The sequence below is a fragment of the uncultured Brachyspira sp. genome (assembly GCF_944388875.1).
GTDB lineage: Bacteria > Spirochaetota > Brachyspiria > Brachyspirales > Brachyspiraceae > Brachyspira.
In genome coordinates, this window is sequence record NZ_CALXKQ010000013.1 from 22,420 (window position 1) to 36,773 (window position 14,354).

17 protein-coding genes are annotated in these 14,354 nt (G+C 28.4%); 10 read left to right on the forward strand and 7 right to left on the reverse strand.

All coding sequences use genetic code 11. From position 1 onward, the window contains the following. Both Q0J69_RS08715 and gmk read right to left on the reverse strand, forming a co-directional pair. A complete protein-coding gene (locus tag Q0J69_RS08715; RefSeq protein WP_297206317.1) occupies positions 1-417 on the reverse strand; it encodes a hypothetical protein in 417 nt (138 codons plus the stop codon). A gap of 23 nt (positions 418-440) precedes the next feature. Beyond that, positions 441-992, reverse strand: a complete 552-nt coding sequence (gmk, locus tag Q0J69_RS08720) for a guanylate kinase (RefSeq protein ID WP_297206319.1) — start codon at positions 990-992, stop codon at positions 441-443. A gap of 171 nt (positions 993-1,163) precedes the next feature. Here gmk and gltX point away from each other — a divergent pair, with 171 nt between their 5' ends. Both gltX and Q0J69_RS08730 read left to right on the forward strand, forming a co-directional pair. Then, on the forward strand, positions 1,164-2,609 hold the full coding sequence (gene gltX / locus Q0J69_RS08725; RefSeq protein ID WP_297206321.1) for a glutamate--tRNA ligase: 1,446 nt from the start codon (positions 1,164-1,166) through the stop codon (positions 2,607-2,609). 22 nt (positions 2,610-2,631) lie between these two features. Then, the gene (locus Q0J69_RS08730; protein ID WP_297206323.1) at positions 2,632-3,027 is read left to right on the forward strand and encodes a response regulator; all 396 of its coding nucleotides are present in this window, start codon (positions 2,632-2,634) and stop codon (positions 3,025-3,027) included. A 92-nt stretch (positions 3,028-3,119) separates the two neighbouring features. On the opposite strand, the gene Q0J69_RS08735 is transcribed toward Q0J69_RS08730, so the two are convergent. Next, positions 3,120-3,560 (reverse strand): CAP domain-containing protein, encoded by a 441-nt coding sequence (locus Q0J69_RS08735; protein ID WP_297206325.1) that lies wholly within the window; start codon positions 3,558-3,560, stop codon positions 3,120-3,122. Positions 3,561-3,745: 185 nt separating this feature from the next. Here Q0J69_RS08735 and Q0J69_RS08740 point away from each other — a divergent pair, with 185 nt between their 5' ends. The 3 genes from Q0J69_RS08740 (at position 3,746) to Q0J69_RS08750 (ending at position 5,645) form a co-directional block, all read left to right on the forward strand. Beyond that, positions 3,746-4,132 carry a hypothetical protein gene (locus tag Q0J69_RS08740; protein ID WP_297206328.1) on the forward strand — a complete coding sequence of 129 codons (387 nt, stop codon included), beginning with the start codon at positions 3,746-3,748 and terminating at the stop codon, positions 4,130-4,132. A 261-nt stretch (positions 4,133-4,393) separates the two neighbouring features. Beyond that, on the forward strand, positions 4,394-5,209 hold the full coding sequence (locus Q0J69_RS08745) for a 4Fe-4S binding protein (RefSeq protein WP_297206331.1): 816 nt from the start codon (positions 4,394-4,396) through the stop codon (positions 5,207-5,209). 97 nt (positions 5,210-5,306) lie between these two features. Then, entirely contained in the window at positions 5,307-5,645 is a 339-nt protein-coding gene (locus tag Q0J69_RS08750) for a cupin domain-containing protein (RefSeq protein WP_297206334.1), read from the forward strand. A gap of 58 nt (positions 5,646-5,703) precedes the next feature. Here Q0J69_RS08750 and Q0J69_RS08755 read toward each other — a convergent pair whose 3' ends face one another. Both Q0J69_RS08755 and Q0J69_RS08760 read right to left on the reverse strand, forming a co-directional pair. Further along, complete coding sequence (locus tag Q0J69_RS08755) at positions 5,704-6,708, reverse strand: calcium/sodium antiporter (protein ID WP_297206337.1); 1,005 nt, start codon at positions 6,706-6,708, stop codon at positions 5,704-5,706. A 32-nt stretch (positions 6,709-6,740) separates the two neighbouring features. Next, positions 6,741-7,358, reverse strand: a complete 618-nt coding sequence (locus Q0J69_RS08760) for a hypothetical protein (protein WP_297206340.1) — start codon at positions 7,356-7,358, stop codon at positions 6,741-6,743. 164 nt (positions 7,359-7,522) lie between these two features. Here Q0J69_RS08760 and Q0J69_RS08765 point away from each other — a divergent pair, with 164 nt between their 5' ends. The 5 genes from Q0J69_RS08765 to Q0J69_RS08785 all read left to right on the forward strand — a co-directional run bounded on the left by Q0J69_RS08765 (position 7,523) and on the right by Q0J69_RS08785 (position 11,952). Then, positions 7,523-7,849 (forward strand): YbjQ family protein, encoded by a 327-nt coding sequence (locus Q0J69_RS08765; RefSeq protein ID WP_297206343.1) that lies wholly within the window; start codon positions 7,523-7,525, stop codon positions 7,847-7,849. Positions 7,850-7,876: 27 nt separating this feature from the next. After that, entirely contained in the window at positions 7,877-8,536 is a 660-nt protein-coding gene (locus Q0J69_RS08770) for a TIGR00730 family Rossman fold protein (protein ID WP_297206347.1), read from the forward strand. Then, positions 8,536-9,129 (forward strand): hypothetical protein, encoded by a 594-nt coding sequence (locus Q0J69_RS08775; RefSeq protein ID WP_297206349.1) that lies wholly within the window; start codon positions 8,536-8,538, stop codon positions 9,127-9,129. The genes Q0J69_RS08770 and Q0J69_RS08775 overlap by 1 nt, the downstream gene beginning before the upstream one ends. Before the next feature lie 192 nt (positions 9,130-9,321). Beyond that, complete coding sequence (locus tag Q0J69_RS08780) at positions 9,322-10,707, forward strand: sodium-dependent transporter (protein WP_297206351.1); 1,386 nt, start codon at positions 9,322-9,324, stop codon at positions 10,705-10,707. 45 nt (positions 10,708-10,752) lie between these two features. Beyond that, positions 10,753-11,952, forward strand: a complete 1,200-nt coding sequence (locus tag Q0J69_RS08785) for a MalY/PatB family protein (RefSeq protein WP_297206354.1) — start codon at positions 10,753-10,755, stop codon at positions 11,950-11,952. A gap of 54 nt (positions 11,953-12,006) precedes the next feature. Here Q0J69_RS08785 and Q0J69_RS08790 read toward each other — a convergent pair whose 3' ends face one another. After that, positions 12,007-12,939 carry a UDP-N-acetylmuramate dehydrogenase gene (locus Q0J69_RS08790; RefSeq protein ID WP_297206357.1) on the reverse strand — a complete coding sequence of 311 codons (933 nt, stop codon included), beginning with the start codon at positions 12,937-12,939 and terminating at the stop codon, positions 12,007-12,009. Then, the gene (gene murC / locus Q0J69_RS08795) at positions 12,908-14,296 is read right to left on the reverse strand and encodes a UDP-N-acetylmuramate--L-alanine ligase (protein WP_297206360.1); all 1,389 of its coding nucleotides are present in this window, start codon (positions 14,294-14,296) and stop codon (positions 12,908-12,910) included. Before murC ends, Q0J69_RS08790 begins: the two co-directional genes overlap by 32 nt. Positions 14,297-14,354: the final 58 nt, after the last annotated feature.

Below are 14,354 nucleotides of genomic sequence, written 5' to 3' on the forward strand. Positions count from 1 at the left end.
TTATTCATCTTTCTTTTTTGAAGCTCTTTTCTTTTTTTTAGGCTTATCTTCATCTTCATCATAATCATCATACATATCATCAGAATCATCTATATCAGCAGCAGCATATTCAACTTCATTATCTTCTGATAAAGTTTCTTCTTCTGCAGCAGAATATTCAGATTCATTATATTCACTGTCAGAATGTTTAAAAGGTGCTTCCTCATCAACTATCATATCAACACCTTCTTCATACTCATATTTAATTTTACCGTCAAGTATATTTTTCATAACAGTAGGTATATACTTTCCGCCTCTGTATTTCGTTTCTCCTTTTAATAAAGTTCCTCCGTTTTTTGCCAACTCTATCATAGCTCTGCTAAGTTCATAACGGTTGCCTTTATATTCTATAAGTTTTTCCAACGGTATTATACCCATATATTAAACTCCATTATATGATTTTATAATTTTGAATTTATAGCTTCTTCAAGCTCTTTATAAGCTTTCTCTACATCAGTATTTTCTATTATGATATCAAATTTATCTTTATATGCTATTTCTCTTTTAGCATTCCATATTCTAGTTTTTATAGTTTCCTCTGTTTCTGTGCCTCTATCTTCCAATCTTTTTTTAAGCTCATCTATAGAAGGAGGCATTATAAATACATAATTCGCATCTATATCTTTACTTTTAAGATATAAAGCACCTTGAATATCTATATCAAGTATCAAAATATTATTTTCATCATCAGCTTTCTCTAATTCTTTGAATGATGTTCCGTAATAATTATCATGAACATTAGCCCATTCTATAAAATCGCCGTCTGTTATCATTTGCTCAAACTTTTCTTTATCTATAAAGTAATAGTCTTTACCATCAACCTCTCCTGATCTAGGCTCTCTAGTTGTATAGGAAACACTAAATGAAGCGTTAGGATGATTAGCCATATATTTTTTAATTAGAGTAGTTTTACCTGCGGCTGACGGGGCTGTAATAACAACAATATTGCTCATAATACACCAAATATAAAATTACTATTAATTATAACATAACATAAAAAACATTTCAAGTTATATTATAAAAAACAAAAAAAATTTATTTAAGCATAAAACTATTATTTAATTGATATTTATTTGTTTTGATGTATAATAGTTCAAGTTTAAACTAACAAGGAGTAAATTTTTATGTCGGATACTAGAGTTCGTTTCGCTCCGTCTCCAACTGGTTTTTTACATATAGGAAATGCTAGAACTGCATTATTTAACTGGCTGTATGCCAAAGCTATAAATGGAAAATTAATATTAAGAATTGAAGATACTGACCAAGAAAGAAGCACTAAAGAGGCCGTTGATATGGCTATAAAATCATTAAAATGGCTTGGTATAGATTGGGATGAAGGTCCTGAAGTTGGCGGTGATTATGGTCCTTATTTCCAATCCGAAAGACTTGATATATATAAAAAATACACTGAAAAACTTATGGAAGAAGGAAAAGCATATTACTGCTTCTGTACTTCCGAAGAGTTAGAAAAAAAATCAAATATGCAGAAAACTCTTAATCAGCCTATTATATATGACGGTAAATGTAAAGATATACCATTGGAAGAAGCTAAAAAGAGAGTTGCCAATGGAGAGCCTGCTAAAATTAGATTCAGAGTACCTAAAAATCAAGTAATAACATTTGATGACTATGTAAGAGGCGTTGTAAAAACAAACAGCGATGAAATTGGAGATATAATAATCGTTAGAGAAAATGGTTTCCCTACTTACAATTATGCTGTTGTTATAGATGATATGCTTATGAAAATATCTCATGTTATAAGAGGAGAAGATCATATATCAAATACTCCTAAGCAAATACTCATATATGAAGCATTAGGTGCTGAACCTCCAAGATTTGCTCATACTTCTTCAATACTAGGCAATGACAGAAAGAAATTATCAAAAAGACATGGTGCTGCTACTTTAATGGAATACAAAGATGAAGGTTTTCTTCCTCAGGCTATGAGAAACTTCCTTGCTTTGCTTGGATGGACTCATCCTCAGGCTATGGAAACTATGGTTGATGATGATATGATTAAGGCATTCAAATTAGACAGATTTTCAAAAAGTCCTGCAATATTTGATACTGCTAAATTAAGACACTTAAATGCTTGGCATATAAAAAATACAAATTTAGATGAAATTACGGAACTTTTTATACCATATCTTGTTAATGGCGGATTCTTAAAAGAAAATTACACCGAAGAAGAACATGCTTGGGCTAAAAAATTAGTTTCTGTTATAAGGCATAACTGTGTTGTTTTATCGGATATAGTAAAATATGTTCCTGTATTTTTTGAAAATGATTTTGAGCTTACTGATGAAATGAAAGAACTTGTAAATAAAGAAGAAAGTAAGAATTTGCTTAAATTTATAAAGAATGATATAGAAAACGTTGATGAAATTACAGATGAATATATGAAAGCCTTAATTAAAAAGGCACAAAAAGAAACTGGATTAAAAGGTCCTAACCTATATCATCCTATACGTTATGTATTAACAGGAAGTGCTGCTGGAAGCGAACTATCTCATATATGCGAACTTTTAGGTAAAAAAAGTGTTCTTTATAGATTATCTAAATACATTTAAAATAATTATACGGGGATAAAAAATGGTAAATGGCAAACCTTTGATACTAGCTGTAGATGATGAAGAGCCTATAAGGAATCTTATAACTTATACTTTTGAACCTCATAATCTTGAAGTAATCACAGCAGAAAATGGTAAATCAGCGATAACTATATTAGAACATAATCCTGTTGATGTTATTATCACAGATTTATTAATGCCGTCTATGACAGGACTTGCATTAATAAGAGAAATGAAAAAGAGAAAAAGCTCTATTCCAATAATAATTATAACAGCTTATGGTAATACAGAAATGGTTAAAGAGATTATTGCAGAAGGAGTATTCAGACTTATAGAAAAACCTTTGGATTTTGATGTGTTAGTTCCAATAGTTCAGGAGGCTATAGAATACAAAAATAATAAAGAAAAAAATAGTTAATTTAAATAATAAAAGGCTTGAGTTTAATAAAAAAACTTAAGTCTTTTTTATTTACAAAATGATTACATTGTAAAATTATAAACATAATTATACTATTCAGCCAATGAACAGTAAATAATAGCCCAGTATGTATTTTTAGAATTTTTATATATTCCTATGCCTATATGTGTATAATCTATATCTAAAATCGAAGAAGAATCTTCAGGGTCTTTTATCATAGCATTGAACATAGCACTTGCAGTTTCATAACCAGTTCTTATAGATTCTCCGTAATACGCCACCTTTATACCGTTTTCTGCATAAACAGTATAAATTTCGCTTCCGTCTGGTCTTACAGAATCAAAAACTTTTGAAATTTCTTCAGCCCTTACTGCCGCAGCTTTATCCATATTCTCATCTGTTTTATATTCATATAAGCCAGATTTTTGCCTTTCCATATTTATTAATTCATAAAGTTTTTTTGCCTCCTCTGGATCTTGAGCATAAACTGACACCATACACAATAACAAAAATAGTAAAAATAGCTTTTTCATAATAATATTCCTTTATAAATTTTAACCCTATATAATATAAAATCGTTTTTCATAATATAAGTAAAATAATTTTTTATAATTATTGATAATAAATTAATATAATATAAAATAAAATAATGGATAATAGATACAAATTTATAAAATACAAATTTATACTATATTTTACAGGCTTAATGTTTTTATCAATGTCAATATTGATAACATATTCAAATATAAAAACAATAAATAATTACAAAAAAGGAATAATTCAAAAAGTTAATGCCAATATTGATGATATAGAATATTATCAGTACGGAATAAAAAAAAGAGATATAAGCTATGTTATTTACAGTTTCCAAATAGATAATAACAAATACAGCACAACGAATATATATAATGGAATAATTAATATAACAAATAAAAACACTAAAAAAGAACTATTTTATGATAAAACAAGTAATGAAATAATAGAATTAAACATAAAATCAAAAATATTTTTCTCTATTTTCTTTTTTATATTTGCAGTAATAATATTGATATGGGCAGTAAAATTAAAGCAGAATAATATACATACTTGGAGCAAATTAAAATAACTAATAATTTATAATTATTTCAAAATAAAATTAATAAATAATTACCCTATTTCAATCTTTAGTTTTTATATTTTTGTAATTGCATCTTTGTCAAATGAAGTACAGTTTATGTAATGTCAAATTGCACATTTATAAATAAAACAATATAAAATAAATTTTGAAACAGGTATAATGTTGCCATAGCAATAGACTTTTATTATTGAATATCCTATTATTTTAATAAAATAATGATGATATAAAAATGAGAATTAAGGAGAATTAATGAAAAGAAGAATAATTAAGATAGATGAAGATAAATGTACTGGATGCGGAATATGCATACCAGATTGTCCGGAAGGAGCACTTCAGATAATAGACGGCAAGGCAAGACTCATAAGCGATTTATTTTGCGACGGACTTGGAGCATGTATAAAGGCTTGTCCTGAAAATGCTATGGAAATAGAAGAGAGAGAAGCTGAAGAGTATAATGAAAGCAAAGTTATGGTCAATATTGTAAAAGGAGGAGCTAATGTAATAAAAGCACATTTAAAGCATTTAAAAGATCATGGAGAAGATAAGCTCTTTAATGAAGCTGTAAAATATTTAAAAGATAATAATTTGGAGGTTCCTAATATGGAAGAAAATAAAATATGCGGATGTCAGGGAAGTATGCCGAGAGATTTAAGAAATCAATTCAAAGGAACAAGCAGCAATAGTAATATACAAATGCATTCAGAACTTAGGAATTGGCCTATACAATTAAAATTAATGAATCCTAATGCCAGTTATTTAGATAATGCTGATTTGCTTGTAGCTGCAGACTGTGTTCCTTTTTCATATCCTAACTTTCATTCAAGATTTTTAAAAGATAAAATACTTATAATGTTCTGTCCGAAACTCGATATTGATATAGATGGTTATATAGAAAAATTAGCCAACATATTTGCAAACAAAAATATCAATTCTATATCCATAGTAAGGATGGAAGTTCCATGCTGCGGAGGGGTTGAAATGATTGTTAGAAAGGCACTTGAGATGACAAATAAAAACATAATTATAAAAGAATATACTATTTCTATAGATGGAAATATAATTTAATAAAAAATTATATATTGTTGCTATGGCAACTGATTTTTATTTAATTATAATAGATAATATAAATAAATGATAATAAAAGTTTAAGGATATTTATTTAATGGAAAATTTTGTTAATAACATTGATTATAAAAAAGTTGTGTCATTGAAAAATTTGGCAGAAATTAAAAATAATTCTATATCAGCATTGTCATTAGTTGATAGAAAAAGTTTGGCAATGAAAATAATATCTGCAGACAAAGGAGTTGAAATACCAACACATACAAGCACTGGAGATGTTTTAGTTACAGTTATAGAAGGAAAATCAGAAATAACTGTTGATAGCAATAAATTTGAAGTTTCAAAAGAAGAATCTATATTGATACCAGCAAATGCTCCTCATTCTTTAAAAGCTATAGAAGCATTTAAAGTTTTGGTAATACAAGTGAAATCCGAATAACCCTAAATAAATTCATAATTCAGCATGGGATACTCTCAGTCCCATGCCCTCTTTTTTATCAAACAGAAGTAGTTTTCAATAGATATATGACATAAACCACATAAATTATTAAAAATATACTCCCCTTTAATTTTCCTAAACTTCTGCCTTTAAAAGTAAACAATAAAAGCAATATTCCAGCAAATACCATCATAAGAAAATCTATCAAATAATTTTGTTCTGGATTTAATACTATACCGCCAAATTTTAATGAAGCTATTGATGATACCCCAAGAACTCCACCAACATTAAATATATTGCTTCCAACTATATTACCTATAGATATGTCAGATTCTTTTTTAATGGCTGCTATTACACTTGTAACAAGTTCAGGTATGCTGGTTCCAACAGCGACAACTATAAAACCAATTATATGCTCGCTTAAGAAATTTCTGAATATGCCAGTAACACCCTTTATAAAAATATCGGAACCGAAAGCTAATGCCAATATTGCAACTATTATTTTAAATATAGCTCTTGATAATGAATGAGTTTTTGTTGATGATGAAACTTCCTTCTCAAAAGAAGCCATTTCATCTTTGTCTTTTGATATTACATTATATAAATAATAAATATATATGCATAATAATACTAATAGTACAGCACCCTCTATTATAGAAATTTTATCTCCGCTTAATGTTTTAGTATTCATATTAAAAAGCATAATGCATAAAGCAATATACATTATAAACATCGAAATCATTGATACATAATACGATTTTTTTCCAGCACACATATCCATAAATAAAGCAGATATTCCAAGTACAAATACAACATTAAAAATATTGCTTCCTATAACATTACCTACAGCAATAGCACTCTCTCCTCTAAGTGCCCCAAACAAACTTACAAAAAGCTCAGGCATGGAAGTACCCATAGCAACTACGGTTAATCCTATAACTATAGGAGGTATTTTTAACCTATTTGCCACCATTACGCTTCCGTCTACTATATAAGTACCGCCAAGATATAACAATAATATTCCAGCCGCTGTAAAAACTATATTCAACAATATATTATCCATTTTATCCCTCTTTCACTAATCTATTTTTTATATCATTGTTTATCATTATCATCTTTATTTTCTTTTGTTACTGCTGCTGACTCAGAATTATTAGGATTGCTGCTTTCTATATTATTAATATTTTCTGAATTATTTGTATTATCTTCATTAGTATCAGAGTTTGTATTATTTTCTTTGTTTTTCTTTGATACTGCTGACACAATAGAAACTATTACGCATATAATAAGTATAGATATAGTTAATGCAGTTGAAAGCCATAATGGCGATAATACCCAAACCCAGCTCCATGTTACAGCTTTAAATAATTTCAATATTATAAATATAATACCTAAAAATGCGAAGAAAACTACCGCTATATTTAATATGGGTAATTTTTTTGGCTGTTCTATAACGCTAGAATTAGCATTTTCATCATTAACAGTACCATCTTTTTTGAAAAATAAAGAATAAAATACTATAGTAACTATTATAAGTATTACTTCTAATACTAATACCGCAATAATTAATCTCCAATCCAATTCAAAAACTTTAGTCAATTTTAATAAAGTTATTGCTATTATAAAAACAGGCAATACCCTAGAAGAAAAATCCAATAACACTTTAATAAGATGTAAAGTTGCCATTGTAAAAATGCTTTTAACTTTTCCCATAATTAATATCCTATAATTATATTTGTTAACAATATTATATTATTTTCATCAAATTTAAATAGCATAGCAGTATTTTTTCTTAAATAAAAAAGAATTAAAGATATATATTAATTTCCGAAAAACTAATTAACATAATATTCTAAATCATAAAGAGGAAATTGCAAATGAGTTCTGATATCAAGTTGTTTACAGTTAATTATTTACCAAGTAATTATAATTATGAATTATTAGGTTTGGTAAAGGGAAATATAGCTCAGTCTAAGCATATAGGAAAAGATTTGCTTGCAGGATTAAAAAATATAGTAGGAGGAGAAGTAGAAAGCTACACAGAAATGATTAATGAAGCTAGAGAGATAGCTACTAAAAGAATGATTGAAGAGGCTAAAAAACTAGGTGCTAATGCAATAATAGGAATAAATTACTCATCATCTTCTGTAATGGAAGGAACTACAGAAGTTATTGCTTATGGTACTGCTGTAATAATAAAATAATAATATAAATAAAAAGGATAATAGTTAATGAGAAGAGAAACTTATGAATTACAGAATGCAGATATGCCTAATGAATCTTGGCGTATATTTAGAATAATGGGAGAGTTTGTAGAAGGATTTGAAACTATGTCTTACTATAAAAATGCCGTAACTATGTTCGGCAGTGCAAGAACTTCTCCTGATCATCCGCATTATAAATTAGCTTATGAAACTGCAAAATTATTAGCTGAAAATAAATATGATATAATAACAGGAGGCGGACCTGGAATTATGGAAGCTGGAAATAAAGGTGCTTTTGATGCTAATGCTGGTTCTATTGGTTTATGTATAGAATTGCCTTTTGAACAAAAAACTAATCCTTATGTTAAAGAAGAGATTAAATTCAGATACTTCTTTGCAAGAAAAGTTATGTTCCTAAAATATGCCAAAGCTGTTATAATATTTCCTGGAGGTTTCGGCACAATGGATGAAATGTTTGAAACTTTAACTTTAATACAAACTAAAGTTTTAAAGAGTATACCAATGATTGTAATGAATTATGATTATTATAATGATCTTATAAGCTGGATAAAAAAAGATATGGTTGGAGAACATTATATAGATGCTAAGGATTTAGATTTAATACAATATGCAAAAACTTCTCAGGAAGCATTGGATATAATAAACAATTTTTATAAAAATAAATAATGAAGTACATAATAATAATTTTATTAATAAGTTTTAATACAATATTTGCTCAGCTTCCAGAGCTTTTTGATGTAGACGGATACAAAAATTTAAAGTTCGGTATGAGTATTGAAGAGGCTGATAATAAAATTACAAATTATAATTTAGATTTGTATGCTGATTTTTCTGCATCATTCCAAATTAAAAATAATACTATACTTAATATATATAAAAATGATACTGAAAAATTGGCATATTACCTATATTTCTACAATGATGAGCTTTACAGAATAGAAATTTGTAATCATATAGGTGATATTTATAATAATCCATCTTTCTATGAACCAGCCACCCTTGCTGTAATAGATGATATAAAGCAGAAATTGACATTCAAATATGGAAATATAAGCAAAACAGATATTAAATATTTTACTTACTATAAAAAGACATTTGAAGAATATACCATTTGGTGGGCATCAGATTTGGTAAGCGTTTCATTGTATGTAAAGCCTGATTTGGATAGTTTAGATAAAGTTATTAAACTTTACTCCTATAGAATTTCTTTATATGATGAAATAAGGCTTAAAAAAATATATTCTTCTAATTCTAAATAAAATTCAAAACATAATCAAAACTTGGATAGTATAATATTAAAATATAATTAAGTTTTTATTTGTAACAAAATAGTAAAGAATAAAGGGCGGGGTATGTAAATAAATTCTTTATTTTTATGATTACAAGTTTTAATAATTTATAATATATAGTATAATTCAAAAATTGTTTATAATGATTCGGAGTTTATCTTAATGAAAGAAAGGGAAAAACTAGGAAGCAGATTTGGATTTATATTAGTATCGGCAGGATGTGCTGTTGGGATGGGTAATGTTTGGAGATTTCCATATATAACAGGACAATACGGCGGAGGTGCCTTTGTTGTATTATACATCATATCAATAATTATTTTAGGTGTTGCACCTATGGTAATGGAATTTGCTGTAGGAAGGGCTGGAAGACATGATATAGCAACATCTTTCAAAATATTAGAAAAAAAAGGTCATAATTGGCATAAGATAGGATATATTCAAATACTTGGAAATGTTATACTTATGCTTTTTTATACAACTATATGCGGATGGTGTTTATCATATTTTTATTTTATGATATCTGGTAAATTTTCAGGACTTAATGCCAATGAAGTTGGAGAGTTTTTTAATGGAGTTTTAGGAAGTGCATCTACATTAACATTATGGATGGGAATAAGCCTTCTTTTGGGAATACTTATATGTTCTGCGGGATTAGAAAAGGGAGTGGAGAGAGCAAGTAAATTTATGATGCTTTCATTATTTGGTCTTTTAATTCTTCTGATTATAAGAGCTTTAACATTAAAAGGTGCTGCTGAAGGTCTTAAATTCTACTTAGTACCAGATTTAAATAAATTATTTGGAAATGGAATAACAGGATTTATAGCAATATTTTATGCAGCAATAGGTCAGGCTTTTTTCTCTCTAAGTGTCGGACAAGGTGGAATGGCTATATTCGGAAGCTACATTGATAAAAAACAATCGCTTACAGGAGAAGCATTAATAATTATAGCATTAGATACATTAGTTGCACTATTTGCAGGACTTGTAGTATTTCCTGCTTGTTTTGCATTTAATGTAAATCCTGGAGAAGGTGCTGGGCTTGCCTTTGTAACTTTGCCTAATGTATTTAATTCAATGCCTTTGGGAAGATTATGGGGAGCATTATTCTTTTTATTCTTAGCAATGGCGGCTCTTACTACTATAATAGGAGTTCTAGAAAATATATATTCATTTATAATGGACAAGTTTAAAATCACTAGGAAAAAAACTTCAGTTATATTATTCATACTGCTATTCATATTAAGTTTGCCTACAACATTTGGGTTTAATATACTGTCATTCATAAAACCTCTTGGAGATGGCACAGTTATAATGGATCTTCTTGATTTTATAGTCAGCAATAATATACTTCCCTTAGGTGCTTTGGTAACATTATTTTTCTGTACTAGAGATTTTGGATGGGGATTTGACAATTTTATTAAAGAAGCCAATACTGGCGACAGCATAAAGTTTCCTGTGAAATTAAGATTCTATGTAAGCTATATACTGCCTTTGATAGTTTTGGCTATATTTTTTTATGAGTATATAGCTAGATTTTTCTTAAAATAAGATATATGATATATGCATCATTACGAATAAAAAAAGGACATAAAAATGGAAGTAAAAGATTTTATCAGCAAATATGCTGTATCAAGAGAAAATACTAATTCTGTAAAATGGGATATTAAGTCAGATCCTAGATTTGGAGAGGATAATTTAACACCTATGTGGGTGGCAGATATGGAGTTTAAAGTTCCAGAAGAAGTTACAGAAGCTTTGCATAAAAGAGTTGATCATGCTATATTCGGATATACTCATATGTGGGACAGCTATTTTGATGCTTTTTCTGCTTGGCAAAAAAAGAGATACAATATAGATTTAAAAAGAGAATGGATGTCTTTTTCTGCTGGTGTTGTAACTGGATTCTATTGGGCTGTTCAAGTTTTTACAGAGGTAAATGACAGCGTATTAACATTAAATCCTGTATATTATCCTTTTCACAGTTCTGTAAAAGATACTAACAGAAAACTTGTTACATGCGAACTCAAAAATGATAATGGTATTTTTACTATAGATTTTGATAAATTGGAAAATACTATAAAAGAAAATAATGTTAAACTAATAATATTCTGCAATCCTCATAACCCTGTAGGAAGAGTATGGACTAATGATGAAATTGAAAATGTATTTGAAATTTGTAAAAAATATAATGTTTATATAATATCAGATGAAATACATCAGGACATCAATTTAGGTATAAAGCCTTTTATATCAGCACTTTCTATAAAAAATAAAGATAAATATCTTGACAGATTAATAGTTTTTACAGCTCCCTCTAAAACTTTTAATATGGCTTCGCTTTTGAACTCTCATGTTCTTATACCAAATGAAGAGCTTAGAAAAAAATATAAAAAATTTGCTTCAGCTGTTCATAGAGCAGATTTTAATTTATTAGGAGTTATTGCCGCAGAAGCAGCATACAGACATGGAGAATATTGGCTTGAAGGATTATTAAACGTTATAAAATATAACTTTGAATATATAAAAACTCAATTAAATAAAAATGTTCCTGATATAATAATCTCTCCTTTAGAAGGAACTTATCTGCCGTTTTTTGATTTAAGAAAAGTTGTTGATCCTAACAGAGTTAAAGAGTTCATACAAACTGACTGCCGCATAGCCGTTGACTTCGGAGAATGGTTTGATGAGAACTATAAAGGATTTATACGTCTTAATATAGCAACCGATACAAAATATGTTGAATTTTTTGTAAATCAAGTTATCAATAATCTAAAAAATAAAAAATATAAATAATTATCTTAAATTATTAAGGTTCTTTATTAACTTTATTATAAAGAACCTTAAAACTCATACTAATAAAGTTATATTAATTTTAGGATTTATATCATAATGCTGTTCTATTTTTTTTCTAGTATCCTCTATAAGATTTATTACATCGCTTGCTTTGCATAATTGAGTATTTTCTTCTTCATGCATGCAATTATTTATAATGTAATTAGGAAATCTCTTATGCCATATCATTGAACCGTACTTCATATCAAGTCCCCCTACACGCTCCACCATCTCATAAGCCTTCACATCTTCAAAATCTTCAAATACAGGACCTATATTTGCCTCCATAGGAGCTACTGAACCTCTTATATATCTGTACCAATCTATTCTATTGTCTATACTCTCAGGATTATCATGCTCCAATTTAAATACGGCAGATAAAATTACTATATAATTTTTATCCTCTTCACTTATTGACATATACTCATCTCTGCTTATCTCTTTAACTGCTGCGGTTCTTTTATCTATAATAGTAACATTTTTTACTATATTCATTAATGACATTCCAAATGATTCCAATTTTTCATAAACAGCAGACCCTACCCTGCTATTAACCAAAGCTACAAATTCTAATCCTGATAAATTTCTTATTCTAGCCTCATGTGATAATCTTTCCAAAATGGCAGAAGCATTAGCATTTAAAATTCCGTCATCAAGAAATTCAAAATTTTCAAACTCACCTTCCAAAGATATCATAATACCGCGATACCCCTCGTCTGATACTAAAACCCTATTAGTATCCCTTATAACAAAATAATCTATATTTTTATTATATAAAAATGAAACCAATTCTAAAAACGATTTTATCTCTTTAACTATTATAAATAAATCAATATTTCCTCCAACACTAAAACTGCTGAATTTATTAAAAGGGTGGTTTGTATAATATTCTATGTTATTATCATTGAGAAATTTCTCAACTGCCTGATAATTTTCTTGCATACTCATTACTAATCCTTACTATATTGCCAGCCCCCAAAGTTAATATTATATCCCCATCTTCTTTTATATCATCTAATACTGACAATACATCTTCTATATTTTTTATATATTTTACACTATTATTTTGTTTTCTTACTATATCACATATAGTTTCCCCAGTTATTCCCTGTATAGGCGTTTCCCCAGCAGCATATATATCAGTAATTATCACATTATCAGCGTCATTAAAAGCATATTCAAAATCATTAAGTAATAACTCTGTTCTAGTATATCTATGCGGCTGAAATACTGCTATAATACGCCTATTAGGATATGCACTCCTCACAGATGATAATGTAGCCTTAATTTCCGTTGGATGATGAGCATAATCATCAAACAACGTAATCTCCTTATCATAAAGTTTATTTAATCTCCTTCCAACACCTTCAAATGTTTTCAAGCCTTCTTTTATAGTATCAATATCTATACCCAAATGAAAGGCAACTCCAATAGATGCCAATGAATTTAATATATTATGTATGCCTATTAATGGTATACTGAACTCTCCTAGAAAATCCCCATTATGATATACATTAAAGTATGTTATAGGAACTTCTATTCTAATAGAGTTCTTATCAACATAAAAATCATAATCAGATGAAAAGCCGTAAGAATAATATTTTTTATTTGTACTTTTTGATAAATCCCTTACAACATCATTCTCAAAACATAAAAAAGAGCATCCATAAAAAGGAACTTTATTTATAAACTCCAAAAAAGCAACCCTTAAAGCCTCAACATTTCCGTAATAATCTAAATGATCATTGTCAATATTGGTAACAACATTAATAACAGGAGAAAGTCTTAAAAAACTCCCATCGCTTTCATCAGCCTCGCATACCATATATTCGCTTTTTAAATCATTGCATGAAGCATTGCTTTTTAAATTAAAATGATTTCCTCCAATAATGCAAACTGGATTAAGTCCTGCATACATCATTATCTGACTAATTAATGATGTAGTTGTAGTTTTTCCATGAGAGCCTGATATTGCTATGCCGTATCTTAAACGCATAAGTTCTGCCAGCATTTCGCCTCTTGATATTACAGTTATCTTTTTAGCTTTAGCTGTAAGTATTTCTTCATTAGTAGGACTTATAGCTGATGATGTTACAACGGCAGTTACATCATCCTCTATATTGCTGGCTTTATGACCATAATATACTTTTATGCCTGAATCCTCTAAAGATTCCGTTTTTGAAGTTTTAGCTAAATCACTTCCTGTTATTGTAAAGCCTATAGCATTTAATACGCTTGCTATGGCACTCATTCCAATTCCGCCGATTCCTATGAAATGTATCTTTTCTTTTCTTCTTGTAAACATTCAATTTCCTAATTTTTTATTATAAATATCAACCAAATTTATAAAATGCATGACAGCC

Excerpts from the sequence above, each read along its gene's own strand:
- Q0J69_RS08770 (WP_297206347.1), top strand. The coding sequence starts at position 7,877 with ATGAGAAGAGAAACTTATGAATTACAGAATGCAGATATGCCTAATGAA.
- Q0J69_RS08780 (WP_297206351.1), top strand. The coding sequence starts at position 9,322 with ATGAAAGAAAGGGAAAAACTAGGAAGCAGATTTGGATTTATATTAGTA.
- Q0J69_RS08755 (WP_297206337.1), bottom strand. The coding sequence starts at position 6,708 with ATGGATAATATATTGTTGAATATAGTTTTTACAGCGGCTGGAATATTA.
- murC (WP_297206360.1), bottom strand. The coding sequence starts at position 14,296 with ATGTTTACAAGAAGAAAAGAAAAGATACATTTCATAGGAATCGGCGGA.
- Q0J69_RS08765 (WP_297206343.1), top strand. The coding sequence starts at position 7,523 with ATGAGTTCTGATATCAAGTTGTTTACAGTTAATTATTTACCAAGTAAT.
- Q0J69_RS08735 (WP_297206325.1), bottom strand. The coding sequence starts at position 3,560 with ATGAAAAAGCTATTTTTACTATTTTTGTTATTGTGTATGGTGTCAGTT.
- Q0J69_RS08750 (WP_297206334.1), top strand. The coding sequence starts at position 5,307 with ATGGAAAATTTTGTTAATAACATTGATTATAAAAAAGTTGTGTCATTG.
- gltX (WP_297206321.1), top strand. The coding sequence starts at position 1,164 with ATGTCGGATACTAGAGTTCGTTTCGCTCCGTCTCCAACTGGTTTTTTA.
- Q0J69_RS08790 (WP_297206357.1), bottom strand. The coding sequence starts at position 12,939 with ATGAGTATGCAAGAAAATTATCAGGCAGTTGAGAAATTTCTCAATGAT.
- Q0J69_RS08760 (WP_297206340.1), bottom strand. The coding sequence starts at position 7,358 with ATGGGAAAAGTTAAAAGCATTTTTACAATGGCAACTTTACATCTTATT.
- gmk (WP_297206319.1), bottom strand. The coding sequence starts at position 992 with ATGAGCAATATTGTTGTTATTACAGCCCCGTCAGCCGCAGGTAAAACT.
- Q0J69_RS08730 (WP_297206323.1), top strand. The coding sequence starts at position 2,632 with ATGGTAAATGGCAAACCTTTGATACTAGCTGTAGATGATGAAGAGCCT.
- Q0J69_RS08715 (WP_297206317.1), bottom strand. The coding sequence starts at position 417 with ATGGGTATAATACCGTTGGAAAAACTTATAGAATATAAAGGCAACCGT.
- Q0J69_RS08745 (WP_297206331.1), top strand. The coding sequence starts at position 4,394 with ATGAAAAGAAGAATAATTAAGATAGATGAAGATAAATGTACTGGATGC.
- Q0J69_RS08775 (WP_297206349.1), top strand. The coding sequence starts at position 8,536 with ATGAAGTACATAATAATAATTTTATTAATAAGTTTTAATACAATATTT.
- Q0J69_RS08740 (WP_297206328.1), top strand. The coding sequence starts at position 3,746 with ATGTCAATATTGATAACATATTCAAATATAAAAACAATAAATAATTAC.
- Q0J69_RS08785 (WP_297206354.1), top strand. The coding sequence starts at position 10,753 with ATGGAAGTAAAAGATTTTATCAGCAAATATGCTGTATCAAGAGAAAAT.